Annotated in this window: 21 protein-coding genes; 10 read left to right on the forward strand and 11 right to left on the reverse strand. The window is 54.0% G+C overall.

The features are described from left to right. The first annotated feature begins 134 nt into the window (after nucleotides 1-134). Nucleotides 135-1,136, forward strand: a complete 1,002-nt coding sequence (gene gap / locus Q8902_04210; protein ID MDP4198756.1) for a type I glyceraldehyde-3-phosphate dehydrogenase — start codon at nucleotides 135-137, stop codon at nucleotides 1,134-1,136. Nucleotides 1,137-1,174: 38 nt separating this feature from the next. Here gap and Q8902_04215 read toward each other — a convergent pair whose 3' ends face one another. From Q8902_04215 to Q8902_04265, 11 genes are all read right to left on the reverse strand, one after another. Further along, entirely contained in the window at nucleotides 1,175-2,200 is a 1,026-nt protein-coding gene (locus Q8902_04215) for a hypothetical protein (GenBank protein MDP4198757.1), read from the reverse strand. Beyond that, a complete protein-coding gene (locus Q8902_04220; GenBank protein ID MDP4198758.1) occupies nucleotides 2,193-2,786 on the reverse strand; it encodes an RNA polymerase sigma factor in 594 nt (197 codons plus the stop codon). The genes Q8902_04215 and Q8902_04220 overlap by 8 nt, the downstream gene beginning before the upstream one ends. Nucleotides 2,787-2,798: 12 nt before the next feature. After that, nucleotides 2,799-3,512: a hypothetical protein gene (locus Q8902_04225; protein ID MDP4198759.1), complete on the reverse strand. Its 714-nt coding sequence runs from the start codon at nucleotides 3,510-3,512 to the stop codon at nucleotides 2,799-2,801. A gap of 123 nt (nucleotides 3,513-3,635) precedes the next feature. Beyond that, a complete protein-coding gene (locus Q8902_04230; protein ID MDP4198760.1) occupies nucleotides 3,636-4,361 on the reverse strand; it encodes a lysophospholipid acyltransferase family protein in 726 nt (241 codons plus the stop codon). A 2-nt stretch (nucleotides 4,362-4,363) separates the two neighbouring features. After that, nucleotides 4,364-4,996 (reverse strand): hypothetical protein, encoded by a 633-nt coding sequence (locus Q8902_04235; protein ID MDP4198761.1) that lies wholly within the window; start codon nucleotides 4,994-4,996, stop codon nucleotides 4,364-4,366. Further along, complete coding sequence (locus Q8902_04240) at nucleotides 4,993-5,745, reverse strand: ZIP family metal transporter (GenBank protein MDP4198762.1); 753 nt, start codon at nucleotides 5,743-5,745, stop codon at nucleotides 4,993-4,995. Before Q8902_04240 ends, Q8902_04235 begins: the two co-directional genes overlap by 4 nt. Next, complete coding sequence (locus tag Q8902_04245; protein MDP4198763.1) at nucleotides 5,736-6,995, reverse strand: adenosylmethionine--8-amino-7-oxononanoate transaminase; 1,260 nt, start codon at nucleotides 6,993-6,995, stop codon at nucleotides 5,736-5,738. Before Q8902_04245 ends, Q8902_04240 begins: the two co-directional genes overlap by 10 nt. Nucleotides 6,996-7,002: 7 nt before the next feature. After that, the gene (gene bioD / locus Q8902_04250; GenBank protein MDP4198764.1) at nucleotides 7,003-7,647 is read right to left on the reverse strand and encodes a dethiobiotin synthase; all 645 of its coding nucleotides are present in this window, start codon (nucleotides 7,645-7,647) and stop codon (nucleotides 7,003-7,005) included. Beyond that, nucleotides 7,635-8,774, reverse strand: a complete 1,140-nt coding sequence (locus Q8902_04255) for an 8-amino-7-oxononanoate synthase (GenBank protein MDP4198765.1) — start codon at nucleotides 8,772-8,774, stop codon at nucleotides 7,635-7,637. The genes bioD and Q8902_04255 overlap by 13 nt, the downstream gene beginning before the upstream one ends. Next, a complete protein-coding gene (gene bioB, locus Q8902_04260) occupies nucleotides 8,774-9,739 on the reverse strand; it encodes a biotin synthase BioB (GenBank protein ID MDP4198766.1) in 966 nt (321 codons plus the stop codon). Before bioB ends, Q8902_04255 begins: the two co-directional genes overlap by 1 nt. A gap of 12 nt (nucleotides 9,740-9,751) precedes the next feature. Then, nucleotides 9,752-10,258 (reverse strand): hypothetical protein, encoded by a 507-nt coding sequence (locus Q8902_04265; protein MDP4198767.1) that lies wholly within the window; start codon nucleotides 10,256-10,258, stop codon nucleotides 9,752-9,754. Nucleotides 10,259-10,316: 58 nt separating this feature from the next. Here Q8902_04265 and Q8902_04270 point away from each other — a divergent pair, with 58 nt between their 5' ends. The 9 genes from Q8902_04270 to dacB all read left to right on the forward strand — a co-directional run bounded on the left by Q8902_04270 (nucleotide 10,317) and on the right by dacB (nucleotide 21,687). Further along, complete coding sequence (locus Q8902_04270; protein MDP4198768.1) at nucleotides 10,317-11,804, forward strand: aldehyde dehydrogenase family protein; 1,488 nt, start codon at nucleotides 10,317-10,319, stop codon at nucleotides 11,802-11,804. 199 nt (nucleotides 11,805-12,003) lie between these two features. Then, nucleotides 12,004-13,167 (forward strand): acyl-CoA dehydrogenase family protein, encoded by a 1,164-nt coding sequence (locus Q8902_04275; protein ID MDP4198769.1) that lies wholly within the window; start codon nucleotides 12,004-12,006, stop codon nucleotides 13,165-13,167. A 136-nt stretch (nucleotides 13,168-13,303) separates the two neighbouring features. Continuing rightward, nucleotides 13,304-13,801: a hypothetical protein gene (locus tag Q8902_04280; protein MDP4198770.1), complete on the forward strand. Its 498-nt coding sequence runs from the start codon at nucleotides 13,304-13,306 to the stop codon at nucleotides 13,799-13,801. Nucleotides 13,802-14,001: 200 nt separating this feature from the next. Next, nucleotides 14,002-14,568 carry a hypothetical protein gene (locus Q8902_04285; protein MDP4198771.1) on the forward strand — a complete coding sequence of 189 codons (567 nt, stop codon included), beginning with the start codon at nucleotides 14,002-14,004 and terminating at the stop codon, nucleotides 14,566-14,568. Beyond that, on the forward strand, nucleotides 14,552-15,370 hold the full coding sequence (locus Q8902_04290; protein ID MDP4198772.1) for a hypothetical protein: 819 nt from the start codon (nucleotides 14,552-14,554) through the stop codon (nucleotides 15,368-15,370). Before Q8902_04285 ends, Q8902_04290 begins: the two co-directional genes overlap by 17 nt. Before the next feature lie 135 nt (nucleotides 15,371-15,505). Continuing rightward, the gene (locus tag Q8902_04295) at nucleotides 15,506-16,213 is read left to right on the forward strand and encodes a LemA family protein (protein MDP4198773.1); all 708 of its coding nucleotides are present in this window, start codon (nucleotides 15,506-15,508) and stop codon (nucleotides 16,211-16,213) included. Nucleotides 16,214-16,254: 41 nt separating this feature from the next. Continuing rightward, nucleotides 16,255-17,118, forward strand: coding sequence for a TPM domain-containing protein (locus Q8902_04300; protein ID MDP4198774.1), 864 nt, complete (start codon nucleotides 16,255-16,257; stop codon nucleotides 17,116-17,118). 80 nt (nucleotides 17,119-17,198) lie between these two features. Continuing rightward, nucleotides 17,199-19,766 (forward strand): alanine--tRNA ligase, encoded by a 2,568-nt coding sequence (gene alaS / locus Q8902_04305; protein MDP4198775.1) that lies wholly within the window; start codon nucleotides 17,199-17,201, stop codon nucleotides 19,764-19,766. A 184-nt stretch (nucleotides 19,767-19,950) separates the two neighbouring features. Further along, nucleotides 19,951-21,687 (forward strand): D-alanyl-D-alanine carboxypeptidase/D-alanyl-D-alanine-endopeptidase, encoded by a 1,737-nt coding sequence (dacB, locus tag Q8902_04310; protein ID MDP4198776.1) that lies wholly within the window; start codon nucleotides 19,951-19,953, stop codon nucleotides 21,685-21,687. Nucleotides 21,688-21,734: the final 47 nt, after the last annotated feature.

Raw genomic sequence — 21,734 nt, forward strand, 5'->3', positions numbered from 1 at the left:
TTCTGCCGTATTTTTGTATGAATCCTGTGTGACACCGCTTCGTAGAAGCGGTGTCATTCGTCGTCATTGCGACTGCTTCGGTTCGCTCGTAATGACAGCTGACTTTTTTCATCCTTCATCCTCCTTACGGCAACATGGCAATTAAATTAGGTATCAACGGTTTCGGACGAATCGGGCGGCTCGTGTTTCGGCGCGCAGTGGAAGTCGGTGGCTTTGACTTCGTCGGGGTTAACGATCTTACCGACGCGAAAACGTTGGCACACCTTCTTAAGTACGATTCCATCCACGGCAAGTTTTCTGGTGAGATCAAAGTCGATGGCAACGCGCTCATCGTGAACGGCGATCGTTTGGAAATCTTTGCGGAAAAAGACCCGGCAAATTTGCCATGGGCGCGTCTTGGGGCGGACATCGTGATCGAATCGACCGGAAAATTTGCTGATCGTCCCGCTGTCCAAAAGCACATCGATGCCGGTGCGAAGAAAGTGATTCTCACGGTGCCATCGAAAGGAGAGAAGCTCGATCAGATGGTCGTGCTCGGTGTGAACGATAATGTTCTGACTGCGAAGGACAAGATGGTTTCGAACGCCTCCTGCACCACGAACTGCCTTGCACCCATGGTCAAAGTGTTGCATGATGCCTTTGGCATCGAGCAGGGATTCATGACGACCGTTCACTCATACACGAACGATCAGCAATTACTCGACTATCCGCACAAAGACTTACGTCGTGCGCGTGCTGCGGCAATGAACATTATTCCGACATCCACCGGTGCCGCGCGAGCGATTGGCTCGATCATCCCAGACTTGAAAGGCAAGATCGATGGCACTTCGCTTCGCGTCCCAACCTCTACCGGCTCGATCACCGATTTCGTTGCGCAGCTCAAGCGCGAGGTCACCGTCGAAGAAGTCAACGCCGCATACAAAGCTGCTGCCAACGGACCGATGAAGAATATTCTCTACTATACAGAGGACCCGATCGTCACCGCGGACATCGTCCACGATCCGCACTCGTGCATCTTCGATTCGCTCATGACAATGGCGATGGGCAAGACCGTTAAGGTCTTTGGCTGGTACGATAACGAGTGGGGCTACTCCTGCCGCGTGATCGACCTGACACTCAAGATGGCGGCGCTATAAAGGATTGTTTAGTCACCGGGAGTATACTCCGGTGACTTTCAAAAACGGTACGAGAGAGAGGCGGACAAACCTGCCTTAGTAAGCCACCCGCGACTCTGAGGCAACAGTTCGCTCACTTGTGCAACCGTCTCAAGATCGAGTTTACCTGTAATCGCAATCGCCACTCCTGCAGACTGCCGTGTGAGCAGCCCATAGGTCGATGCCGCCGCCGTGATCTCAGCGATGGGCCGCACTTCTTCGCCAAAACTAAATTGCAGACTCCCGCCAAGCCAATAAACGCGTTGGCTGGAGGCGATTGGGCTCGTATTCACTTCGCCGATCACGTTGTGATACTGCAGACCTTCATGCGCGAAGATCGTGTCGTGATAGGAAATCGTCTGGGCAATGGAAGAGAATGCGAATGTCTCTTCACCGCAAAGCAACTGCAACGATACGTGATCCGAAATACTATACCCGACACCCGCAAATGCATCGGTAAATGAAAATTGGTGGAGAAGCACATTCGAACCGAATTGCTGTGACATTGCAGCGCCGAGAATAGCGGAGAAGCTGTGTAGTTGCTCTGGTCCACTATCGGGCAAAGTGATTGGTGCAGCGGGATGGGTATCCAGTCGAACTGTGATACCCTGGGGAGTCAGTTCATGTGTGCGGCATGTGTAAAGCGGTGGTACCAACTGCGCGCTATCCCGAATTTGCGCGCTATCCCGAATTGTAAACGGGTCATTGGAATCCTGAGTGTATCTAAGCGGCTGCTCCAATGGTGTTGTTAGCCGTGTGACATGCTTGTTGATAGGTTTAGGCATCGGTTGCGCGTTCGACGATGGAGCGGCAGTTATTGATGTGGAATTGATCGGGTTCTTCACCAATCGCGGCTCTGATGGTCTCATTGACAGCCCTGCCACAATCGCCCCGGCGAGGAAGGTGACGCCGATCCATGCGAATGGAACACGCCAGCGAGCACGTGGCGTGGCGTTCGACACAAGACCCGCCATGCGCGAGAAGGGCGGCTTCACCTCTCGTGAACCAAGCGCATCCAAGTAATCGGAATAAGTTCTTTTAGACATAGCTCTCCTGCGCAAGGAAAATATGATTGATCGGCGGCTCGATTGATTGGCCGGGTGCCGGTTCAGAGATCGACAGGCCCTTTGCCTCTGGCAGTGTGACGCCGAGCACGGTCGCAAGTCTCTCGCGGCCCCGTTTCAGGCGCGTCTTCACCCCGCTCAGTGTCCCTCCCTGAATGCGGCGAATCTCTTCGAGTGAAAGATCGCTGACTTCGAAGAGTACGACCGTTTCCCGCATCTTCCCGGGCAATGTTTGCAATGCGTCCATGACGATTCGGATTTCGGCGGTGGTATCGGGTGATGTTCCAGTCGAGTGTTGCATCCTGGCAAGCGCCTCGTCGTATGGCACGCGCCTACGCTCGCGGTATCGGCGGCGCTTGTGGAGTCGTGAAGCGATTCTGATAAGATAGTGGAGGAAATTCTCGTGCTGTGTTTCGTGATCGAATTTTTCGAATGCTGCCAGTACCGTGGCGCTCACAAGGTCCTCGCCGTCCATCTCATCTCGTGTGACGGCCAGCGCATAGCGCGAGAGCCGGTCGTAGACCGGCTCCAAAAGCTCCAGAAATCGGCGCTGGCGGTCGTCAGTCATGCATCACTGAAGCTATGGCAAAACGATTGTCCGCGTGCTTCGATAGGGCGAGTACTGGCCACATGGGTTCGGAGGGATTCCGCCTTGTGCAATCGATGTGATGCGCACTGTGTCTCCGGAGTGTGGTCCCATACCCTCCCAAAAACTCTCTGATGAATCAACATACGTGTACGTACCATTCCTCAGGATTGAAAAGACGGGCCGTTGCACTATGCCATTGATAATAAGGGAGTCTTTGAGATTTTGAAGATGTGTCATTCCGCTGACAATCGAATCGCGGCCCATCATTGTCAAAGTGACCGTGATATAGAATTTGCCTCCAACACTATCGTACGTCCTTTTCACAGCGGATAAGGATACAATTGGGATCGAGTCCAATGGTATTGCCTGGATCATTGCATGCTCAAGGAATTGTGTTCCGGCGCCAATGATCTGATATTCTGCCGTAAGATCCGTATCGAACGAGGGTTTGGTGACGATCACATTGTAAACGCCGGCCGGGACATGCTCGATGACCCATTGACCGGTCACATCCGTGGATGCGGAGAAGTTTGTACCCTCGATCAGCACGGTTACACCGGATCGATCAGAAATAGAGTCACAGTTGACACCGAGCGCTACGACTTTGCCGCGCAGTGTGCCAAGCTCGTCGGTATTGACTGCGACGCTGCTTTTGCATCCGCCAATTCCGACGACGAGAAGAAGTGCGATGATTGATGCTTTCATGGGTTTCGATTGATGTGGTACACCTCAATATGACTGGAGCAGCGACGGAAGTTTCAGGGAATCATCAACTATCGCCCAATCCCCAAGCGCGGGCATTGAGATAACCCACGCGCAAAGCCAAAGTTACAACTCGTTCGCTAACAATTTTCGAACGGCCTCTTCCGATTCGCGCATCAGCCGCATTTCCTCGGCTCGCGTTTCAGTGGGTGGGACTTCGCGCGGGAAGATTGGCTTGCCGATTCGCACTTCCATCGGCTTCCCCCAGTTTGGCATGATTTGATTGCGTGGCAACGACTCATGTGTGCCAATCAGCGCAACGGGGATGATCGCTGTATGGGCTGCATAGGCGAGAGAGAATGCACCCCGCTTGAACGGATGCATCTTGCCATCATAGCTTCGGGTGCCTTCCGGGAAGAGTTGGATGGAAGCGCCGCTCTTGATCGTCTCCATTGCCTTCGTAAGCGTTCGCTGCGCCTGCGCGGCGTTCGAGCGGTCGATCATAAGGAACGGGCCCATTCTCAGTGCCCAACCCCAGATCGGCGTCCGTGTAAGCGTACTCCGATAGGTCAGTCGGATGTTGTTGTTAATTGCCGCTAACAAGGCCGGAATGTCCATGAAGCTCGTATGATTCGAGACATAAACATAATGATGTCCCGCCTCAATATTCTCCGCTCCACGCACTCGCAACCGCACACCAAATAGCAGGAGGATTCCTTTGGACCACAGCCGAGCGATGACCAAATATGTCCTGCCGCTTCGGTCGATCAACGAGGCAAACACGGACACAGTGGAGCAGACCACCGTGAACAGCGTGACAAGAATGGAGGCAAGAATCGAAAGGACAATCACAATTACTGGAGTGACTCCAATCCTTTCAAATCCATCGATTCGGCAATCCGACGCGCGTCATTGATATCCTCAGCGCCATCAACAGTGATCGATACTACGTATCGATTTCCGGGAAAGAGCGTAACTGATGCGCGCGGGTCGTGCTTCTCCATCGTTTGAACTGCCGGGAATCCGGCGATGGTGGTCGTCTCGGTCCTTGCGACATTATCGTCATCAAGGTAATTGCCTTTGAACTTCTGCCATGGCTCGTAGAGATAAGGGATATAGGCGAAATCGTTGATTTCCACCCGGACTTTCTTCGCACCGAGCGCATAGGTCTGCGCGACTCGGGAGCGATTGAAGTTATCTCGAATCTGAAGTTCATGCTCCAATTCACCTTGTAACGTCCAGCCGTTCATTTTCGGTAAATACTGACTCAGTCGGCCAGGCTCGATCGCTTTCGCCATAGGTGGCAATGCCGGCTTGGCCGTATCGCTTGCGGCCTTCATCGAGTCAGTTCGCCGGAGGCCAGTTGTGTCCGGGCCGATCTTGGCCGTATCAAAGGAAATCGGCAGCGGCTCGGGATTCCGCTGACATCCAGCGAGCGAAAGTGCGATGCATGCAACGCAATTAATAGTAGTGCTTCGACCGATCATAGTCCTGCCAGCGAATTGAGGAAATGCGCTCCGATCCAAAAGAGGAGCATTCCGAGAAACACAACCAGGGGCGCGCTCCGTCCCCGCGATTTATTGATTTCCGGAATGAGATCACATGCGCCGACATAGACTGAGGCACCTGCGCTAAATGCGAACAAGAATCCAATTAGGGATGCATTGATTGTGACAAAGAATAATACCAGCAACGCGCCAGCAAGGGTCGCGGAAGGCAAGACAATATTTGCCCGCCACATCGCGCGGTGGGTATGGTCGCCGGCCTTCATCACGCTGGCTACCGTCAAGCCTTCTGGTACCTTGTGCAGGAGCACTGCAACGAAGACAAGAATCCCGATCGAAGACTTCGCCTGCGTGGCCGCACAAATCGCCATGCCATCGAAAAACGCATGGACCGCAAGCCCCCCAACCGCGCCCATAATTGAGGAGCGAGCAAGCACTTCTTCGTGGTGTGTCTCTTCTCCGAAGTGCATGTGTCCAGCCAGAATATGCTCGAAAAAATGCAGTGCGCTAAAGCCAACCAACATTGAGAGTAACGCGAACTCGCTGCCCTGCGTGAGCAAAATACTTTGGGGGATAAGCTCGAGGAAGACGAGTGCCAGCAGGAACCCGGCGCCGAGTGCGAGTAGAGTCCGCTCCCACGCGCGCGGCCAGTGGGAATTCCCGAGCACGAGCAAACCACCGCTCACTTGCGCGAGCGCGGCGATCACCGAAAGACCGATTCCTAAAAGCATTCTGCTAAGATATCATAGGCCCGATGAAGATCCTCTTCCGTGGTTGAATACGGTGGCAACAGGTAGACCGTATCGCCCAGCGGACGAACCAGCAGCCCACGTTCCAGTGCGCGAGCGGCAAGCGTGCGGCTACGGTCGCTTAAATAACCTTCAGCGGACTCTGGTTCGAGCGCCGCCATTGTACCGAGTTGCCGATGAACATAGCCGAGTGAATCGGCGAGGGCTGGAAGTCGTTCGGCGTGAACTCGTGCGATTGTCGCGACGCGCTCCATGACAGACTCCGTGTCAAAGATTTCCAACGATGCGACCGCCACTGCGCACGCAATCGGATTACCGGTATAGCTGTGGCCATGAAAAAATGTCTTCGCGCGGTCATCGCTCAGGAAGGCATCATAGATTTGCTGCGTCGCGAGTGTCGCGCCGAGTGGCAAGAAACCTCCAGTAATGCCTTTGGATACCGTCATGATGTCGGGCTTCTCGCTTGCCTGATCGGATGCCCAGAACGTCCCCGTTCGGCCAAAGCCCGTCAGAACTTCATCCGCAATTGTGAGGATGCCATGCTTGCGAGCAATCTCGATCGCCTGCTGCATAATCGCTGGGCGCCACGTCTTCATCCCACCGGCGCCGAGTAAGAGCGGCTCGTAAATAAAGCCAGCTATGTCGGACTTTGCGCATTCGGATTCGAGCGTGTCAAGAAAGTCATTTTCTTGGCCCGCACCCGGAAACGGTAGCCTGCGGACTTGAAAGAGCAGCGGATCGAACGCGGCGGTGAAGCTGCTGCGAGCACTGATCGACATCGCTCCGAATGTATCTCCGTGGTAGGCGTGCTCGAGTGCCAGAAACGTCCGGCGATCTTCCTTTTGGTGCTTCCAATATTGGATTGCCATCTTTAGCGCCACTTCAACGGCCGTTGAGCCATCATCGCTGAAAAATATTCTCTTTAGGCCGTTCGGGGCTCGATCGACAAGTTTCTTCGCGAGTATTGCCGCCGGTTCATGGGTGAACCCTGCAAAGATCACCTGCTCAAGCCGTGCCGCTTGCTCAGCAATTGCCCGCGCGATTTTCGGATGCGCGTGACCATGTAGCGTCACCCACCAGGAGGAAATCCCGTCGAAGACCTTACGGCCATCCTCAAGGTAAATGTATGAGCCTTCCGCGTGTGCAACGCCGATAGCGCGCGGCAGGAGTTGCATCTGCGTGTATGGATGCCAGATGTACTCTGCGTCCCAGTCGAGCCAGTCTTTGGACAATGAGGAATTAGGAATGTTGAATGATGAACATATCGCGAAGCGATTCGCATTCGCGTTGATACACATCGAGCAAACTCAAGCGATTGATCACTGCGAGGTGGGGTATCCGCCCAAGAATGCATGCATTGCCAATTTGCTCGACAGCCAGCTCGTTTTCGACGTTTGGTGGCCCAATCATAACAACGCCGGCCACAGGGATGTCGCGGGCTCGAAGCGCATCCAGCGTTAAAAGACTATGATTGATCGTACCGAGTGTCGAGCGCGAAGCCAACAACACCGGAAGCTTCCAGTGTCGCATCAAGTCAATTTGAAGTAAATCCTTGCGAAGTGGCACAAGCACGCCCCCCGCCGTTTCAACAATGATAAATTGTTCCGTTTCGGGTAATGCCAACCGAATTGATTCGATCTGGATGCCGTCGAGGCGTGCGGAGAGATGCGGCGAGAGTGGTTGCTTCAGACGATAGGCTTCCGGCAGGATCCGGCCAGGGGCAGACTCCGAGAGTCTTGCAATGACTTCGCTATCGGTTTCCTCGTCCAATCCAGACTGAACGGGCTTCCAATATACGGCATCAGGCATCGCACTCATCAGCAAAGCGGAGAGTACCGTCTTGCCCACGTTCGTATCGGTCCCGGCGATGATTACTCCGCGCATGTTGCCTCCGCTTCATAAAGTGTGTTCACCAGCCGGTCAAGTTCTGTCTGTGAATGATCGGCGTGAATGGCAATCCGTAACCGCGAGGAATTCTCCGGGACGGTCGGCGGACGAATTGCACGAATATCGAGACCGGCGGATCGTATATGCTCCGCAGCGCGGAGCGCTTCGTGTTCGGCGCCGATCACCACAGCGATAATTGGTGATCGTCCCTCGACGACATACCACCGCCTAAGTGATGTTAGTCCGTCTCGCACGATGGAGATGTTTTGAAATAGCCGACGCCTCTCATGGTCCATATGGTCCATCAAGTCTACCGAAGTCATGGCTTGGAAGGCAACTGCGGGTGGCAGTGCAGTGGTGTAGATAAGTGGCCGTGCCTTGTTCACCAGATAATCCTTCACCGTTTGAGAGCAAGCCACGATCGCCCCTGCCGCTGCCAGCGCTTTTCCCATCGTGTGCATACTAATGGCAACACCCGATCGAATTCCGAGTTCGTCGATCAGCCCACGGCCATGGCGACCAAAGACTCCGGTTGCATGTGCTTCATCTACAATCAGAATGTATTCGCGCTCGCTGCAAAAGTCCGCAATTTCTCTGAGCGGGGCTTCGTCACCATCCATCGAGTAGATACTTTCGATCACAACATACACATTACCAGCCGCTTCAATGCGAATACTGCGAAGCGAGTCGAGTGAGTTGTGGTCGAATACTCGCTTTGCGGCGAGGCTTGCATGCGCGCCTTCCTTGATGCTCGCATGCACAAGGCTATCGAGCATAATCGTATCATGCCGTGTCGGAAGTGTCGTGAGTAACGCAAGATTCGCGTCGTATCCGGAGTTGAAATAGAGGGCCGCCTCTGTGCCGAAGAACGTTGCACACTGTGTTTCGAGTGCTTCATGTGCCGGATGATTGCCGCGCAACAGTCGCGAACCGCTGGATGAAAGCGGGGCACCATCCTTCAGATACTCAATAACGAGCGCCCGAAGCTCGCCATTACGGGCGAGTCCAAGATAATCATTCGAAGTAAAATCTATTCCACGAGGAGATGAGAGCGATCGAAGTCGCGACTGTTCCCGAAGTCGCTCCAACTCGCGCGCAAGACGGTCTTCGAGCGACACTGCCACTATGCCGTGATCGAGAACTCGGAGGCGTAGGGCTTCCGAGCGCTCACACCAAGTTTTGCGAGCAGCGAGTGGTCCTGATCGAAGCCGGGATTACCAGTTGTGAGAAGCTTCTCACCAGTGAAAATAGAATTCGCTCCCGCGAGGAATGCAAGTGTCTGTGCTTCTTCGGAGAGTGAAAGTCGTCCGGCGCTGAGTCGCACGCGAGCCTTCGGCATCAGTATGCGCGCGCATGCAATCGTGCGGACGAATTCGAATGACGTGACCGGCGGCTGATCTGCCAGCGGTGTGCCTTCGACCGGTACGAGCGCATTGATCGGCACGCTTTCCGGATAGGGATCGAGATTCGCGAGGGTGTGAAGGAATGCAATGCGGTCATCATCGGTCTCGCCCATCCCGAGGATTCCACCGCAGCAAACGGAGATGCCTGCATGCTGCACGTTCTGAAGTGTGTTCAAACGGTCGGCATACTCACGCGTATGGATGATCTGACCATAAAAACTATCTGAAGTGTCGAGATTATGATTGTAAGCGGTGAGTCCCGCTTCCTTAAGTCTCTCCGCTTGCGATGCCGTGACCATTCCGAGCGTGGTGCAGACCTCCATGCCCATCTCGCGCACGCCACGGACCATATCGAGGACGCGATCGAAATCGCTGTTGTCGCGAACTTCGCGCCAGGCCGCACCCATGCAAAAGCGGGTCGAGCCGTTCTCCTTCGCTTCACGAGCCGCGCAAAGTACTCGTTCGACATCCATTAGCTTCTGCACTTCGACTCCGGTATGGTAGCGCGCCGCCTGCGGACAGTATGCGCAGTCCTCCGGGCAGCCGCCGGTCTTGATCGATAGCAGTGTGCATAGCTGAATGTCATCGTAATTATGATGCGCGCGATGCACGGCGCTCGCCTGGGCGACGAGTTGCAGAAATGGAAGCTTGTAAAGTTCGCGGACGTATTCGAGGCTAACGGACATATCGTGTTTTAATCAATTAAAATCGCCAAATACCAATTTGTCGCCGATTCCGTAGAAATTCCAGCTCACCATCCGGGTGTGCTTGCCATCGGACTGCTCGATCTGATAAAGATATTTTCTTCCGCCCGGACTCGACTTTTCTTTAAAGATGGCGAAGTACTTCCGGTGTGATTCGGGCGTAGCGTGAAAAAGCTTGTTGACCTTATCGAGTATCATATCGACGCGGGCCTTCTCTTCCAGATTCTGCAAATTGATCGTCCGTGTCCAATGCATGGTGTCGGTCTTCTGACCGAAGTAGCCGATGATGAGCGCGGCGCTATCGCTCTTACCGGATTCGGCGTAGCGTTTCAAATCCATGATTCGGGCGAAGACCTCGTCCGTAATGGAATCGCGCTCCGCTGCTGGCAGCATGACAAGATCGGTTCGGGGCTTAACACCAATACCGCCGTGCTGTGCCATAGCTAGCGCTGGAGCGAGCAGGATAATGAAAAGGGTGATGGACCTTGCGAGTGCTTTCATGTTGGTTGAGCTAACAACAGCTTCAATGAATTATCTCCCTTAGTTGTTCATGCTGCCTATGACACAGAAATTTCAAAACCACATCGCCGGCCGCTGGTCCGATTCCTCCGATGGCCGTACATTCGAAAATCGCAATCCCGCTAAGTGGGATGAGATATTGGGCTCATTTCCGCTTTCGACAAAGGAGGACGTCGATCGGGCTGCGACAGCCGCGGAAGCTGCATTTCGTGTCTGGCGCTTGGTACCTGCGCCGGAACGAGGCAATATCATGCGTCGCGTTGGTGATATCATGGTCGCTCGTAAGGAAGAGATTGCTACAATCATGACCCGCGAAATGGGTAAACCGCTTCTCGAAACACGCGGCGATGTGCAGGAGGGAATCGATACCGCATATTACTGTGCCACCGAAGGACGCCGTCTGTTCGGCATTAATACTCCCAGCGAGCTGCGAAACAAGCTGAATCTCTCGTTTCGGGTACCAATCGGTGTTTGTGGACTCATCACGCCTTGGAATTTCCCGATGGCGATCCCAACTTGGAATCTGTTTCCGGGCCTGGTTGCTGGTAATTCATTCGTCTTCAAACCGGCCGAAGATACACCATGGACTGCCACGGTGCTCGTCGAGATCCTTCTTGAAGCTGGAGTGCCCGAAGGGTGTATCAATCTCGTTCATGGTGCTGGCGAAGTTGTTGGTGCGGCGATCGTGGCGCACCCGCTTATCCGCGCCGTGAGTTTTACGGGTTCGACATCGACGGGAAGAATTGTCGCTCAGGAGTGTGGTAAGCAGACGAAGCATTTGTGCCTCGAAATGGGAGGTAAGAATGCCGAGATTGTGATGGATGATGCCGACCTTGATCTTGCGCTCGAGGGCGCACTGTGGGGCGCATTCGGCACCACTGGCCAGCGGTGCACCGCGACCTCGCGGCTTATTCTTCATGAGAAGATCCACGATGAGTTTGTGCAGAAGCTCGTCGCTCAGGCTGCCAGGCTTCAACTTGGCGATGGTCTTGTACCCACAACTGATGTCGGTCCCGTCATCAATGAGAATCAGCGAAAGAATATCGAGCGATATGTGAAAATCGGTAAAGATGAAGGCGCCACGTGTGTGCTTGGCGGCGAAAGTGCATCGGCCGGCTCGCTCGCAAAGGGCTGGTTTTTTCAGCCGACGATATTTACTGGAGTTTCGCCGGAGATGCGTATCGCAACCGAAGAAATTTTTGGACCCGTCCTGTCTGTCCTGAGATGCTCGTCGATGGAAGAAGCCATTGAGATCAACAACTCGGTGATCTACGGTCTCTCCTCGAGCATATACACACGCGATGTCAATAAAGCGATGGTCGCTGCACGCGATCTGGAAGCAGGCATCACCTATATCAATTCTGCCACGATCGGTGCCGAAGCTCACATGCCCTTCGGCGGTGTAAAGGCCACGGGCAACGGTCATCGCGAAGGCGGCTGGGCGGTCTTTGATTTTTATACGGAGTGGAAGTCGGTATACATCGACTACAGCGGGAAGCTTCAGCGCGCACAAATCGACAACGCTTGAACCTCAATTAGCTGGATGATGCGGATAAATTTGGTGCATGGGGCCGAAATTTATCTCAGCGCGTGAAACCTGCACGGTTCTGAGATAGTTAGGCGCCAGACTCCAATGCGGTTATGAACCATGTTCTCGACAGCACAAAGAAGAAATCTGATAATTCATCCGCGCAATCCCCTTCATTTCGCGTAATCCCGGTTCTGACATGAATTTCCAACTTTCCGAAGACCACCTCGCCATCCAGCAAGCCGCTCGCGATTTTGCAGAACAAGAGATCGCGCCGACCGCAATCGAGCGGGACAAGACCGGTGAATTCCCTGAGGAGATCGTTCAGAAACTTGGCGAACTCGGGTTCATGGGCATGATGACTCCTGCCGAGTGGGGCGGAGCCGGACTCGATTGCGTTAGCTACGTTATCGCAATGGAAGAAATCGCGAAAGTCGATGCGTCAGTAGCTGTGATTATGTCGGTGAACAATTCGCTGGTATGCTGGGTCATCGAAACGTTTGGGACCGACGAGCAGAAAGAGCGATTTCTTCGTCCGCTCGCGACGGGTCAAAAGCTTGGCGCCTATTGCCTCAGCGAGCCCGGTGTTGGCTCAGACGCGACACAGCAGGCCACGACGGGCACACTCCAACCCGATGGCAGCTATCTCATCAACGGTGCGAAAAACTGGATCACGAATGGCACGCGGGCCTTCCATTATATCGTCTTCGCGCAGACTGACCCATCGAAGGGACATCGTGGCATTACGGGTTTTATCCTGGACCAGGATATGCCAGGATTCGAAGTTGGCCACAAAGAGGACAAACTTGGTATTCGTTCGAGCGACACCTGTTCGCTCGGTTTCACGGATGTTCGTGTAACACCGGATCGTATCATCGGCGAGCCGGGACAAGGTTTCAAGATTGCAATGGAAACGCTGAACGGCGGTCGCATCGGAATTGCTTCGCAGGCGCTCGGAATCGCGAGTGGGGCATTCGAGCGCGCCGTGAAGTATAGCTTCGAGCGTCATGCTTTTGGTAAGCCAATCAATCAGTTGCAGGCCATCCAGTTCAAACTGGCCGATATGCAACTCAAGGTTGAGGCTGCTCGCTTGCTTGCGTTACGTGCTGCCCGAATAAAGGATATGGGCGAGAACTACATCAAAGAGGCGGCAATGGCGAAGCTCTACGCTTCTTCCATCGCGATGGAAGTTGCGTCACAGGCTATTCAGGTCCACGGTGGCTACGGCTACGTGCGTGAGTATGTTGTTGAGCGCTCTCTGCGTGATGCAAAAATCACTGAGATTTATGAGGGTACTAGCGAGATTCAGCATATCGTAATTGCGCGGCAACTGCTGAAGGAATATGCGCTTCAAGAGAGCTGATCTCGCCGTATTCGCTTCTCCCAGAGTTCCGCTTCGCTTAACCCTGGGCCATTCACCGGAATACAGCCATAGGTGCCGCGCAGCGGTGCCTTGGGACCGCTCGAAATATGTTGTCCTCGTTTCTATAGTCACTCTTTTGCTGTCCTCCATTTCAGTTCATGCCCAGACCGCCGGCAAGTATGATTTTTACCGGTATTTACAGAGGAGTGCGATTGAGATCGATCCGCTTGGTGTAATTCTCGGGCGCCTCGGCGCGCATTACGAGCAGCGCCTTGATCCCAATTTCACCCGCACATACGAATTCGTCTATCAGACGAAGCTCGAGGACAAGAAAGTCGAAGGATGGTATCCGGAGTCTGGAGTTTCTATCGGAGCGGTCGAGCGCATCTATCTGATCGATAACGCCGCAATGCTGGGGCAGTATGCCGGTGTCGGCGCGGGGCTAGGACTGATCAACAAAACGATCTCTGTCCGGCTGACGGCTGAGATCGGTTATAAGTACATTTTCGGCGGTGGTAAAGGTCACTATTTTATCGAACCCAAATTCCTGATGGATGCTTACCTCATTACCAATCGTGTCGGCAAACGGATTATGCCGATCGTAGCATTGCCGTTCGGGTACTCGTGGTGGTAAATGAGAAGCCCGGCTCTGGATTGAGAGAGATGGTTGAGCAATTTTCTGGATTTACCCTTATCGCAGAATTTTGCTGATGTTCCAAGTTTCTGAGGCAATCGCATCGTTTGTTCGTATATTTGAAGTTCGAGGAAGGTGTGAGTCGTCATACCGTCCCGTGTTATTATCGCATAATACATCTCAATCGTCCGGTTTTAAGCATGAGAATTTTCAAGGGAATTGTCTGTTTTGTTGTCCTGTCCGTTTCCGCGTTTGGTTTCGGTTCGCTTGCGCACTCGCAAGCGCGCCCGAGTCCGAAGACGCAGGTAATCTCCGTCGATCCGCTCGGAATGGCGATTAACCAGCCGCTGATGTTCCAGTACGAATGGAAGGTCGGACCGATTTATAGTTGGGCCGTGCGCGCCTACTACTGGCCAAGCCGGGCAGCGAGTTCTGGCCCGGTCAGTGACGAATGGAGTGCATTTGGTGTCGGAGGTGCCTATCGCATTTACATTGCTGATAGCCGCGCTCTGACGGGTCTTTCAGTCGCCCCTGCAGCGAATGTTTTCTTTTTCCACGGCAGTGAGCTCGGTCGTTCAGGCATCTCGGTCTGGATTGGCGGCGACATTGCCTACAAGTGGATCTTTGATGAGTTTTCGATCGAGCCGCTGATTGAGCTCGCGATTGGCTTTGGACCGCAAGGTGGCCAGTCCTCAGGTCCTGCAGTGCCGGCCTATACCACCGGCACGCAGGCTGTGATCGGACTCAGCGGTGGCTACGCCTGGTAGCATTAAGGGGATCATTCGTCAAGGAGTGCTCGGATTGAAATACTTTCTGTTTGGTCTGGCACTCCTATGTTCGAGCCTTGGCTCGGTGCAGATTCTTTCCGCGCAGCCGGAAGGAAGTGTCCGTAAGCCCTTGCCGGAAGTGTCCACGTTAGTGGATACAATGATCGTTATGCCGTATGTCACCGGCAGTCTCAATCTCATGAGTGGCAAAGCATTTCCCGCCAATGCCACTGGGCCCGGATTTGGGCTTGGTATGAGCTTCGATTTGACGAAAGAGGGACAGCCCGCTGGATTTTTGTTCGACTTTGCGTTCCAGGATATGTACGCCGTCGGGCAAAACGGAAGCTGTGTCAACCCAGCGCTCGCGACACTAATTAGCGGGGTACTACCCGATACGATTCAGGGAGACCTGCTCGAATCGGCGACAGCCTACCATTATTTCACCTATCTGCTATTCGAGCCGTTTCTAAAATTGCAGGGCAAATCCGATCGTCGTGGCTATTTTTTACTCGGCGCGAGCATCGGAATGCCGCTCCTGATGGAGACGTATAGCAAGAGCGATCACTACGAACTGCAGACGCTCTGGAACAACAGCCCATTTGCTCACCGGCTTCGCGTTGATCTCCGCCTCGGCGTGGGAGTGAAACTCGGAAAGATTGGCAAGCATGACCTTGTACTCGAAGCACGAGCAGGGTATCCACTCACACCGGTAATCACAAATTACATTAACCAGTGCTCCGGTGGCGATGTCGGCGATTGGCGAATTATCACCCTCCAGGCGAACGTGGGTCTGAGGTTATAGCGGTCTGGACCATGATTTTACGGGATTTTGACCATAAAATCAGGAGTCAGATTTGTTCGGCACTCTTTTCTGTTTCATTTTGCGGATGAGGTTCTAGCTATCTTTAAAGAATCTCATAAAATCAAGTTTCTCACAATGAAAAAAGGAACGCTCATTATTGGTGGCATCATCTTCTTGGTGCTCATCGGTTATCTCTGGTGGAAATCGACTTACAACGGTCTCGTCAATATGGATGAGGGCGTGAAGGCGCAGTTGGGACAGTTGAATAATGTCTATCAGCAGCGTGCCGATCTCGTGCCGAATCTTGTTGAAACCGTCAAAGGCTCCGCAATTCAGGAGCGGCAGACACTCACGGATGTGATCAGCGCTCGCAGCCGCGCAACTGGTGTGCAGTTGACACCAGAGGCGCTTAAGGACCCGCAAGCATTCCAGAACTTTCAGAGAGTTCAGGGCGATCTTTCGAGTGCACTCTCGCGCCTCATGGTCGTCATGGAGCAGTATCCACAACTTCGGAGTCAGGAAAATTTCTCGGTGCTCATGTCCCAGTTGGAGGGACAGGAGAACCGGATTCGAATCGAGCGGAATCGCTACAATGATGTGGTCCGCGAGTACAACGCGCGCGTCCGGTCATTTCCGACGAGCCTGATCGCGGGCATGGGAAGCTTCACACAATATCCATATTTTGAAGCAGCCGCCGGTGCTGAGAATGCGCCGCACGTCAACTTTGGAGGTAATCCTGAAGCGGCGCCGGGTGTAGCGCCAAGTGGAGCGGCCGGTGAGAATGTACCGAATCCCGCTACCGCGCCTCACGGCCCAACGCGCCCAGCGCCGGTTGGGAAATGAGTAAGCAACCATGGTCTGGGGCATGCGTTAGCTTGTCCCATATGTGGAGCAAGCTGAAGCGTGCCCCATATTACCTATTGTTTCTTTGGTTTGCAGGCACCTCCTTTGCGCAAACTTCGACGAGCGGTCGCCCTCCGATCCCACGTTTTTCGCAAGGGTATGTTATCGATCAAAGCGGTACGCTGAACGCCGAGCAGATTGCGTCGCTCAATGCGAAGCTGCATCGATACGAGGACTCCACTTCGACACAGATTGTGATTCTCGTCATGAGCACGCTCAACGGGTATCCCGCTGAGGATTTTGCCGTCGAGGTCGCGCAGGAAAACAAGATCGGGCAATCCAAAAAGAACAACGGGGCGCTGATCCTGCTCGCGATGAACGACCATAAAGGCTTCATCGCAACCGGTTACGGACTCGAGCCAACGCTCACCGATGCTGCGACCGGCATGATCTACCGCGAAATTCTTGTGCCTGCGTTACGCAAAGGTGATCTCTATGGCGGACTAGATCAGGCAACGACGGCGATGATTCAGGTCGTTGGCGGTGAGTTTCACAATGAGCAGCCAAAGAGTCCGGTTAGTTCGCGCCGAAATGCACCTTCGATGTTCGGCGTATTCCTCGTGATCATTGGTTTCTTCGTGATTCTCTTCTTCCTGCGTGCCGCGGCAGGCACAGGAACGAAGCGAACGGTCGTTGGCTCCGGTGGCGCCGGATCGGGATGCTTTGGTGGCCTGATGCAAGGACTTTTTTGGTCGTCCATCTTCAACTCCGGCCGTGGTGGCTGGGGTGGTGGCGGCAGCATCGGAGGCATGGGCGGAGGTGGGTTCGGTGGTTTCGGCGGTGGTGGTGGATTCTCCGGTGGTGGGGGGTCCTTCGGCGGCGGCGGAGCTGGTGGAAGCTGGTAAGGGAATCCTGGATTCTATTCAAGTCGCAGAATCTATTCAGGCTTGAACAATACTCTCCCTTTGGTGTTTTCTGCTGTCGCATGACTTCCAAAGAAATCCGTCAATCTTTCCTCGATTTTTTCAAAGCGCGCGGGCACGAGATCGTCCCCAGCGCACCGGTGATCCCACACGGCGATAAAACGCTGCTCTTCACCAACGCAGGCATGAACCAGTTCAAGGATGTTTTCCTTGGCGAGGGGTCACGCTCGTATACACGGGCAGCCGATACACAAAAGGTCATTCGTGTCTCCGGCAAGCATAACGATCTCGAAGAGGTTGGTCACGACACATACCACCACACCTTCTTCGAGATGCTGGGCAACTGGTCCTTTGGCGATTATGGCAAGAAAGAAGCGATCGCTTGGGCATGGGCGCTGCTCACTAGCGAATGGGCACTCGACAAAACCCGATTGTATGCTACGGTCTATGAGACCGATGACGAATCCTTCGAGCTTTGGCGCGATGTGACCGATATCGACCCGGCACACATTCTCCGCTGTGGCGCTAGGGATAACTTTTGGGAAATGGGCGATACAGGCCCTTGCGGTCCATGCTCGGAAATCCATTACGATCACACAGCGGACAAATCCGGCGGCTCGCTCGTGAATGCCGGCTCGCCCGAGGTGATCGAAATTTGGAATCTTGTCTTCATCCAGTATAATCGAACACCGGAGGGTGTGCTCGAAGAATTGCCGATGAAGCACGTCGATACCGGCATGGGATTCGAGCGGATTTGCGCGGTACTGCAAGGGAAGAAGTCGAATTACGATACGGATGTTTTCGCGCCCTATGTTCAATGGTTGAGTCATCGGACCAATCGGGCGTATGGAGCCGATGAGCGCGCTGACATTGCCATGAGGGTTATCGGCGACCATGTTCGCACGCTAACTGCTGCAATCGCCGATGGTGCGCTGCCGGGCAAGGAAGGTCGTGGATATGTGCTGAGGAGAATTCTGAGACGCGCTGTGAATTACGGTCGGAATCTCGGATTTCAAGAGCCGTTCCTATTCGAGCTTGCTACGGTCGTGTCGGACCAAATGGGACATGTCTTCCCGGAAATGCGAGACCGTTTGGATCTCGTCCAAAAAGTGATTCGCTCGGAAGAAGAGAGTTTTTTCGTTACGCTCGATCGCGGTCTCGCACTCTTCGAGGAAATGGCCGAGGCGGTAGAAGATTCGGAGTCGCCATCCATATCGGGTGAAGAGGCATTCAAACTTTACGACACTTTCGGTTTCCCGATCGATTTGACGCAAGTGCTTGCGCGCGAACGTGGCTTATCAGTCGATATGCCTCGTTTCGAAGAATTGCTGCAAGAGCAAAAAGACCGCTCTCTCCGAGTCCATGCTTCAAAGAAGCAGGTGATCTCCGCGGCTACGGAGCTTTCCGATATAGAATCTATCTTCTCGGGTTATGACGCCTTCGAAGATACGGGTCGGGCCTTGCTCATCGAGGGGAACACCGTTATCTTGAACCGCACACCGTTCTATGCAGAGTCTGGCGGGCAAGTGGCCGATACCGGCGTGATTACGATCGAAGGCAATCCGCATCGTGTGAAGGATGTGCGGAAGATGGGTAGCGCAATAGCACACGTATTAGAGGAGGAATCCATCGAGGCGGCACCAGAAGCGACGGTCCATGCCTCGATCGACCGGCCACGCCGACGGGACATTATGCGCAATCACTCCGCCACGCATCTGATGCACGCGGCACTGCGCAAAGTACTTGGTGAGCATGTGCATCAAGCTGGATCGCTCGTCAATGAGAATCATTTGCGTTTCGACTTCTCTCATTATCAAAAAGTCACACCAGAAGAGATCCGCGAGATCGAAACCATCGTAAACGAAAAGATCCGCGAAGCGATTAAGCTCAACCATCATCGCAACATTCCATTTGAGGAAGCGAAGAAGATGGGTGCGCTCATGTTCTTTGGTGATAAGTACGGTGCGCGCGTGAACGTGGTCGATTTCGGTCCGTTCTCTCGGGAGTTTTGCGGTGGCACCCACGTTGCTAATACCGCTGAGATCGGCCTCTTTAAGTTGGTGAGCGAATCATCGATTGCAAGCGGGGTGCGGCGTGTCGAGGCTGTTACTGGCCGTGGCATCGAACGATGGCTGCGGGATCAGGAGGAAAAGCACGCGACGCTCAGCCGGGAGTACGAATCGCTGGAATCCGAGAAGCAGCGACTCGAGAAAGAGCTTGCACGTCTTCGGCTCGAGGCCCGACGCGACGAGATGAAAGGACTTGCGGATCAGGCGCGTTCGATCGATGGAATAGGCATACGGCTTGTCACCTCTGAATTGAATGTGCGCGATGCGGATGAGTTCAAGTCGCTCGGCGAAATGCTCCGCGAAGCAATTCCGTTGGGTACAGTCGCTGTGCTTGGCGCGCGGCTTGCCGTAGATAAGGTATCATTGATCGCTGCTATATCGGACGATCTTGTCGCTGGGAAGAAATTACAGGCTGGCAAGCTGGTCGGCCGAATCGCGGAGATCGTTGGTGGCAAAGGGGGCGGCCGACCACAATTCGCGCAGGCCGGTGGTCGCGAGCCGGAACGGCTTGCAGAGGCGCTCGCAAGCGCAGAGAAGATCGTTCGAGAATCGTTGGGATAGCCGAAAGAAGTCGTTTGGATTTCCGCGTTTGCAGGAATGACTCTGCACGGATGTCGTCGCATATCCAGAATGCGCTTCCGTGAAAGGGAGAATCGAGTACAGAAGTTTATTAGCGTTTACGGTTTTGCTGAGAATTCTTAAAAACCCAGGATTTCGCAATTTATGTGCAGCGGCATCGCCATTAATGGTCTTGCTTGTCTTCGTCGTACTTTCCTGTGGAGCCCGGAAGACTGCGGGGACAGGAGAGAAGCCTTCGGAAGTCGCGACGCCGTTTGTGGATACATCTGCTTATCCGATGCATGTGGCGTTTAAAGGCACGTCGGCGGATACTGCAAAGGCGCTGAACAATTTACGAGCTCAACTCTCAGACATCATCGGCGGACGTGAATTCCGCGGTGCCACGACGGGTCTCAAGATTGTCTTCTTCGAGCCGAACGATGCCGTGCATGCCGTCTTTGCCGTCAATCCTGCTGTGAGCATATTGCCCGCTTCAGTCGAGAAATTGTTTACCTCATCGAGCACAATTTGGGCGCTGGGTTCGAAATATGTTTTTACCACAAAGCTTGATCTTGCCCCTGGCGCATCTGTGCAAGGATCGCGGATTGCGGGAAATATTTATCTGCGTCCGAGTGGCGACCCCACATTGCGTTCGAGCGATCTCGACGAGCTTGCCTCGCAACTCCGCGAGAAGGGAATCACGACTATTCAGGGGGACATCATCAGCGATCTCGACGGTGAGAATCCGCTTAGCCAACAGGCGAAGGAATACATGGCATTACATGGTGGAAGTCAAATCTCGGTCCACGATTCCATTGTTGGCGATAATGGCCTTATCGCAAGCGTCGACTCGTCCGGTGCAGATTCGACCACGGACGAAGATGAAGATGAAGGCGAAGCTGGAGCACTCTCACTGTTTCCCAATTTCTCGCTGGACCGCAACATTGTAAATGTTACTGTGCTCGGAGGCGCTTCGAAAGGCGATCGCGCAAACGTTCGAGTGTACCCCCCGATCTCGACGGTTGTGGTCAACAACCACAGCACGTCGAGTGCACCGGCTTCTTCGCATGTCCGTAAAGTTGGTCGTGGCCGTCATCGTCGAACCATCCGGACGTTTGCCCGCGGCGCGATGACGCTTCGGGTCTCATCGTCCGGTGAGGCGTTCGATCCTTTGCAGACAATTTCAATTTCCGGTCAAATCCCGGCGCGCTCGCAGCGAACGTATACCTTTGCGGTGCGGAATGTGCCACTTGCCATGGCAGCCGTTATGAAGTGGCGCCTCGCGCAGAACGGCATCACGGTCACCGGCAAACCACGCGTCGAGCGTGCCGCATCGGAGGAGGGACAGACGCTCGTAATGAAGCAGAAAAATCTCATCGACCTGCTGACACAGATGAATAAGCGGAGCGATAATTATCTGGCCGAGAGTATGTTTCGAAAGCTCTCGACAATCGCCTCTGTCGCCGCCTCCGCACCGGATCAGCGCGCACGCAAGCTCATGCGATCATGGCTGCAGGTCTGCAACGTCGATGGCACCCAGTGTACATTCATCGATGGATCCGGACTATCCAAAGCCAATCGGACGACACCGAATACGGTGATCAGTTTGCTTGCCGCAATCAAGCAGCAAGGCATGTTCGAATTATTCACTCATACACTCTCCGTCGCAGGATACGATGGCACGCTTCGTCACCGGATGATCGGTACTCCCGCACAATATAATGCGCATGGCAAGACCGGCACACTGAATGGTGTCACCGCGCTTGCCGGATATGTCACGACTGGCGATGGGCAGCTTGCAGCATACTTCATCACCATGCAGCATTATCGCGGTGGTCCATGGGCCTACAAGCGCGATCAAGATAAAATCGTCGAAGCGCTCGCCGGATTCAAGTATTCGGATTACCAGACGGCGCAGGAATAGAACCGGGATTACGCTGATTAAGGGGGATTCCGCAGATTGGATTTTTC

Source organism: Bacteroidota bacterium, assembly GCA_030706745.1.
In the GTDB taxonomy this organism is placed as follows: domain Bacteria; phylum Bacteroidota; class Ignavibacteria; order Palsa-1295; family Palsa-1295; genus PALSA-1295.

Excerpts from the sequence above, each read along its gene's own strand:
- Q8902_04300 (MDP4198774.1), top strand. The coding sequence starts at position 16,255 with ATGTGGAGCAAGCTGAAGCGTGCCCCATATTACCTATTGTTTCTTTGG.
- Q8902_04265 (MDP4198767.1), bottom strand. The coding sequence starts at position 10,258 with ATGAAAGCACTCGCAAGGTCCATCACCCTTTTCATTATCCTGCTCGCT.
- Q8902_04235 (MDP4198761.1), bottom strand. The coding sequence starts at position 4,996 with ATGATCGGTCGAAGCACTACTATTAATTGCGTTGCATGCATCGCACTT.
- bioB (MDP4198766.1), bottom strand. The coding sequence starts at position 9,739 with ATGTCCGTTAGCCTCGAATACGTCCGCGAACTTTACAAGCTTCCATTT.
- alaS (MDP4198775.1), top strand. The coding sequence starts at position 17,199 with ATGACTTCCAAAGAAATCCGTCAATCTTTCCTCGATTTTTTCAAAGCG.
- gap (MDP4198756.1), top strand. The coding sequence starts at position 135 with ATGGCAATTAAATTAGGTATCAACGGTTTCGGACGAATCGGGCGGCTC.
- Q8902_04215 (MDP4198757.1), bottom strand. The coding sequence starts at position 2,200 with ATGTCTAAAAGAACTTATTCCGATTACTTGGATGCGCTTGGTTCACGA.
- Q8902_04295 (MDP4198773.1), top strand. The coding sequence starts at position 15,506 with ATGAAAAAAGGAACGCTCATTATTGGTGGCATCATCTTCTTGGTGCTC.
- dacB (MDP4198776.1), top strand. The coding sequence starts at position 19,951 with ATGGTCTTGCTTGTCTTCGTCGTACTTTCCTGTGGAGCCCGGAAGACT.
- Q8902_04220 (MDP4198758.1), bottom strand. The coding sequence starts at position 2,786 with ATGACTGACGACCGCCAGCGCCGATTTCTGGAGCTTTTGGAGCCGGTC.
- Q8902_04240 (MDP4198762.1), bottom strand. The coding sequence starts at position 5,745 with ATGCTTTTAGGAATCGGTCTTTCGGTGATCGCCGCGCTCGCGCAAGTG.
- Q8902_04270 (MDP4198768.1), top strand. The coding sequence starts at position 10,317 with ATGACACAGAAATTTCAAAACCACATCGCCGGCCGCTGGTCCGATTCC.
- Q8902_04225 (MDP4198759.1), bottom strand. The coding sequence starts at position 3,512 with ATGAAAGCATCAATCATCGCACTTCTTCTCGTCGTCGGAATTGGCGGA.
- Q8902_04285 (MDP4198771.1), top strand. The coding sequence starts at position 14,002 with ATGAGAATTTTCAAGGGAATTGTCTGTTTTGTTGTCCTGTCCGTTTCC.
- Q8902_04275 (MDP4198769.1), top strand. The coding sequence starts at position 12,004 with ATGAATTTCCAACTTTCCGAAGACCACCTCGCCATCCAGCAAGCCGCT.
- bioD (MDP4198764.1), bottom strand. The coding sequence starts at position 7,647 with ATGCGCGGAGTAATCATCGCCGGGACCGATACGAACGTGGGCAAGACG.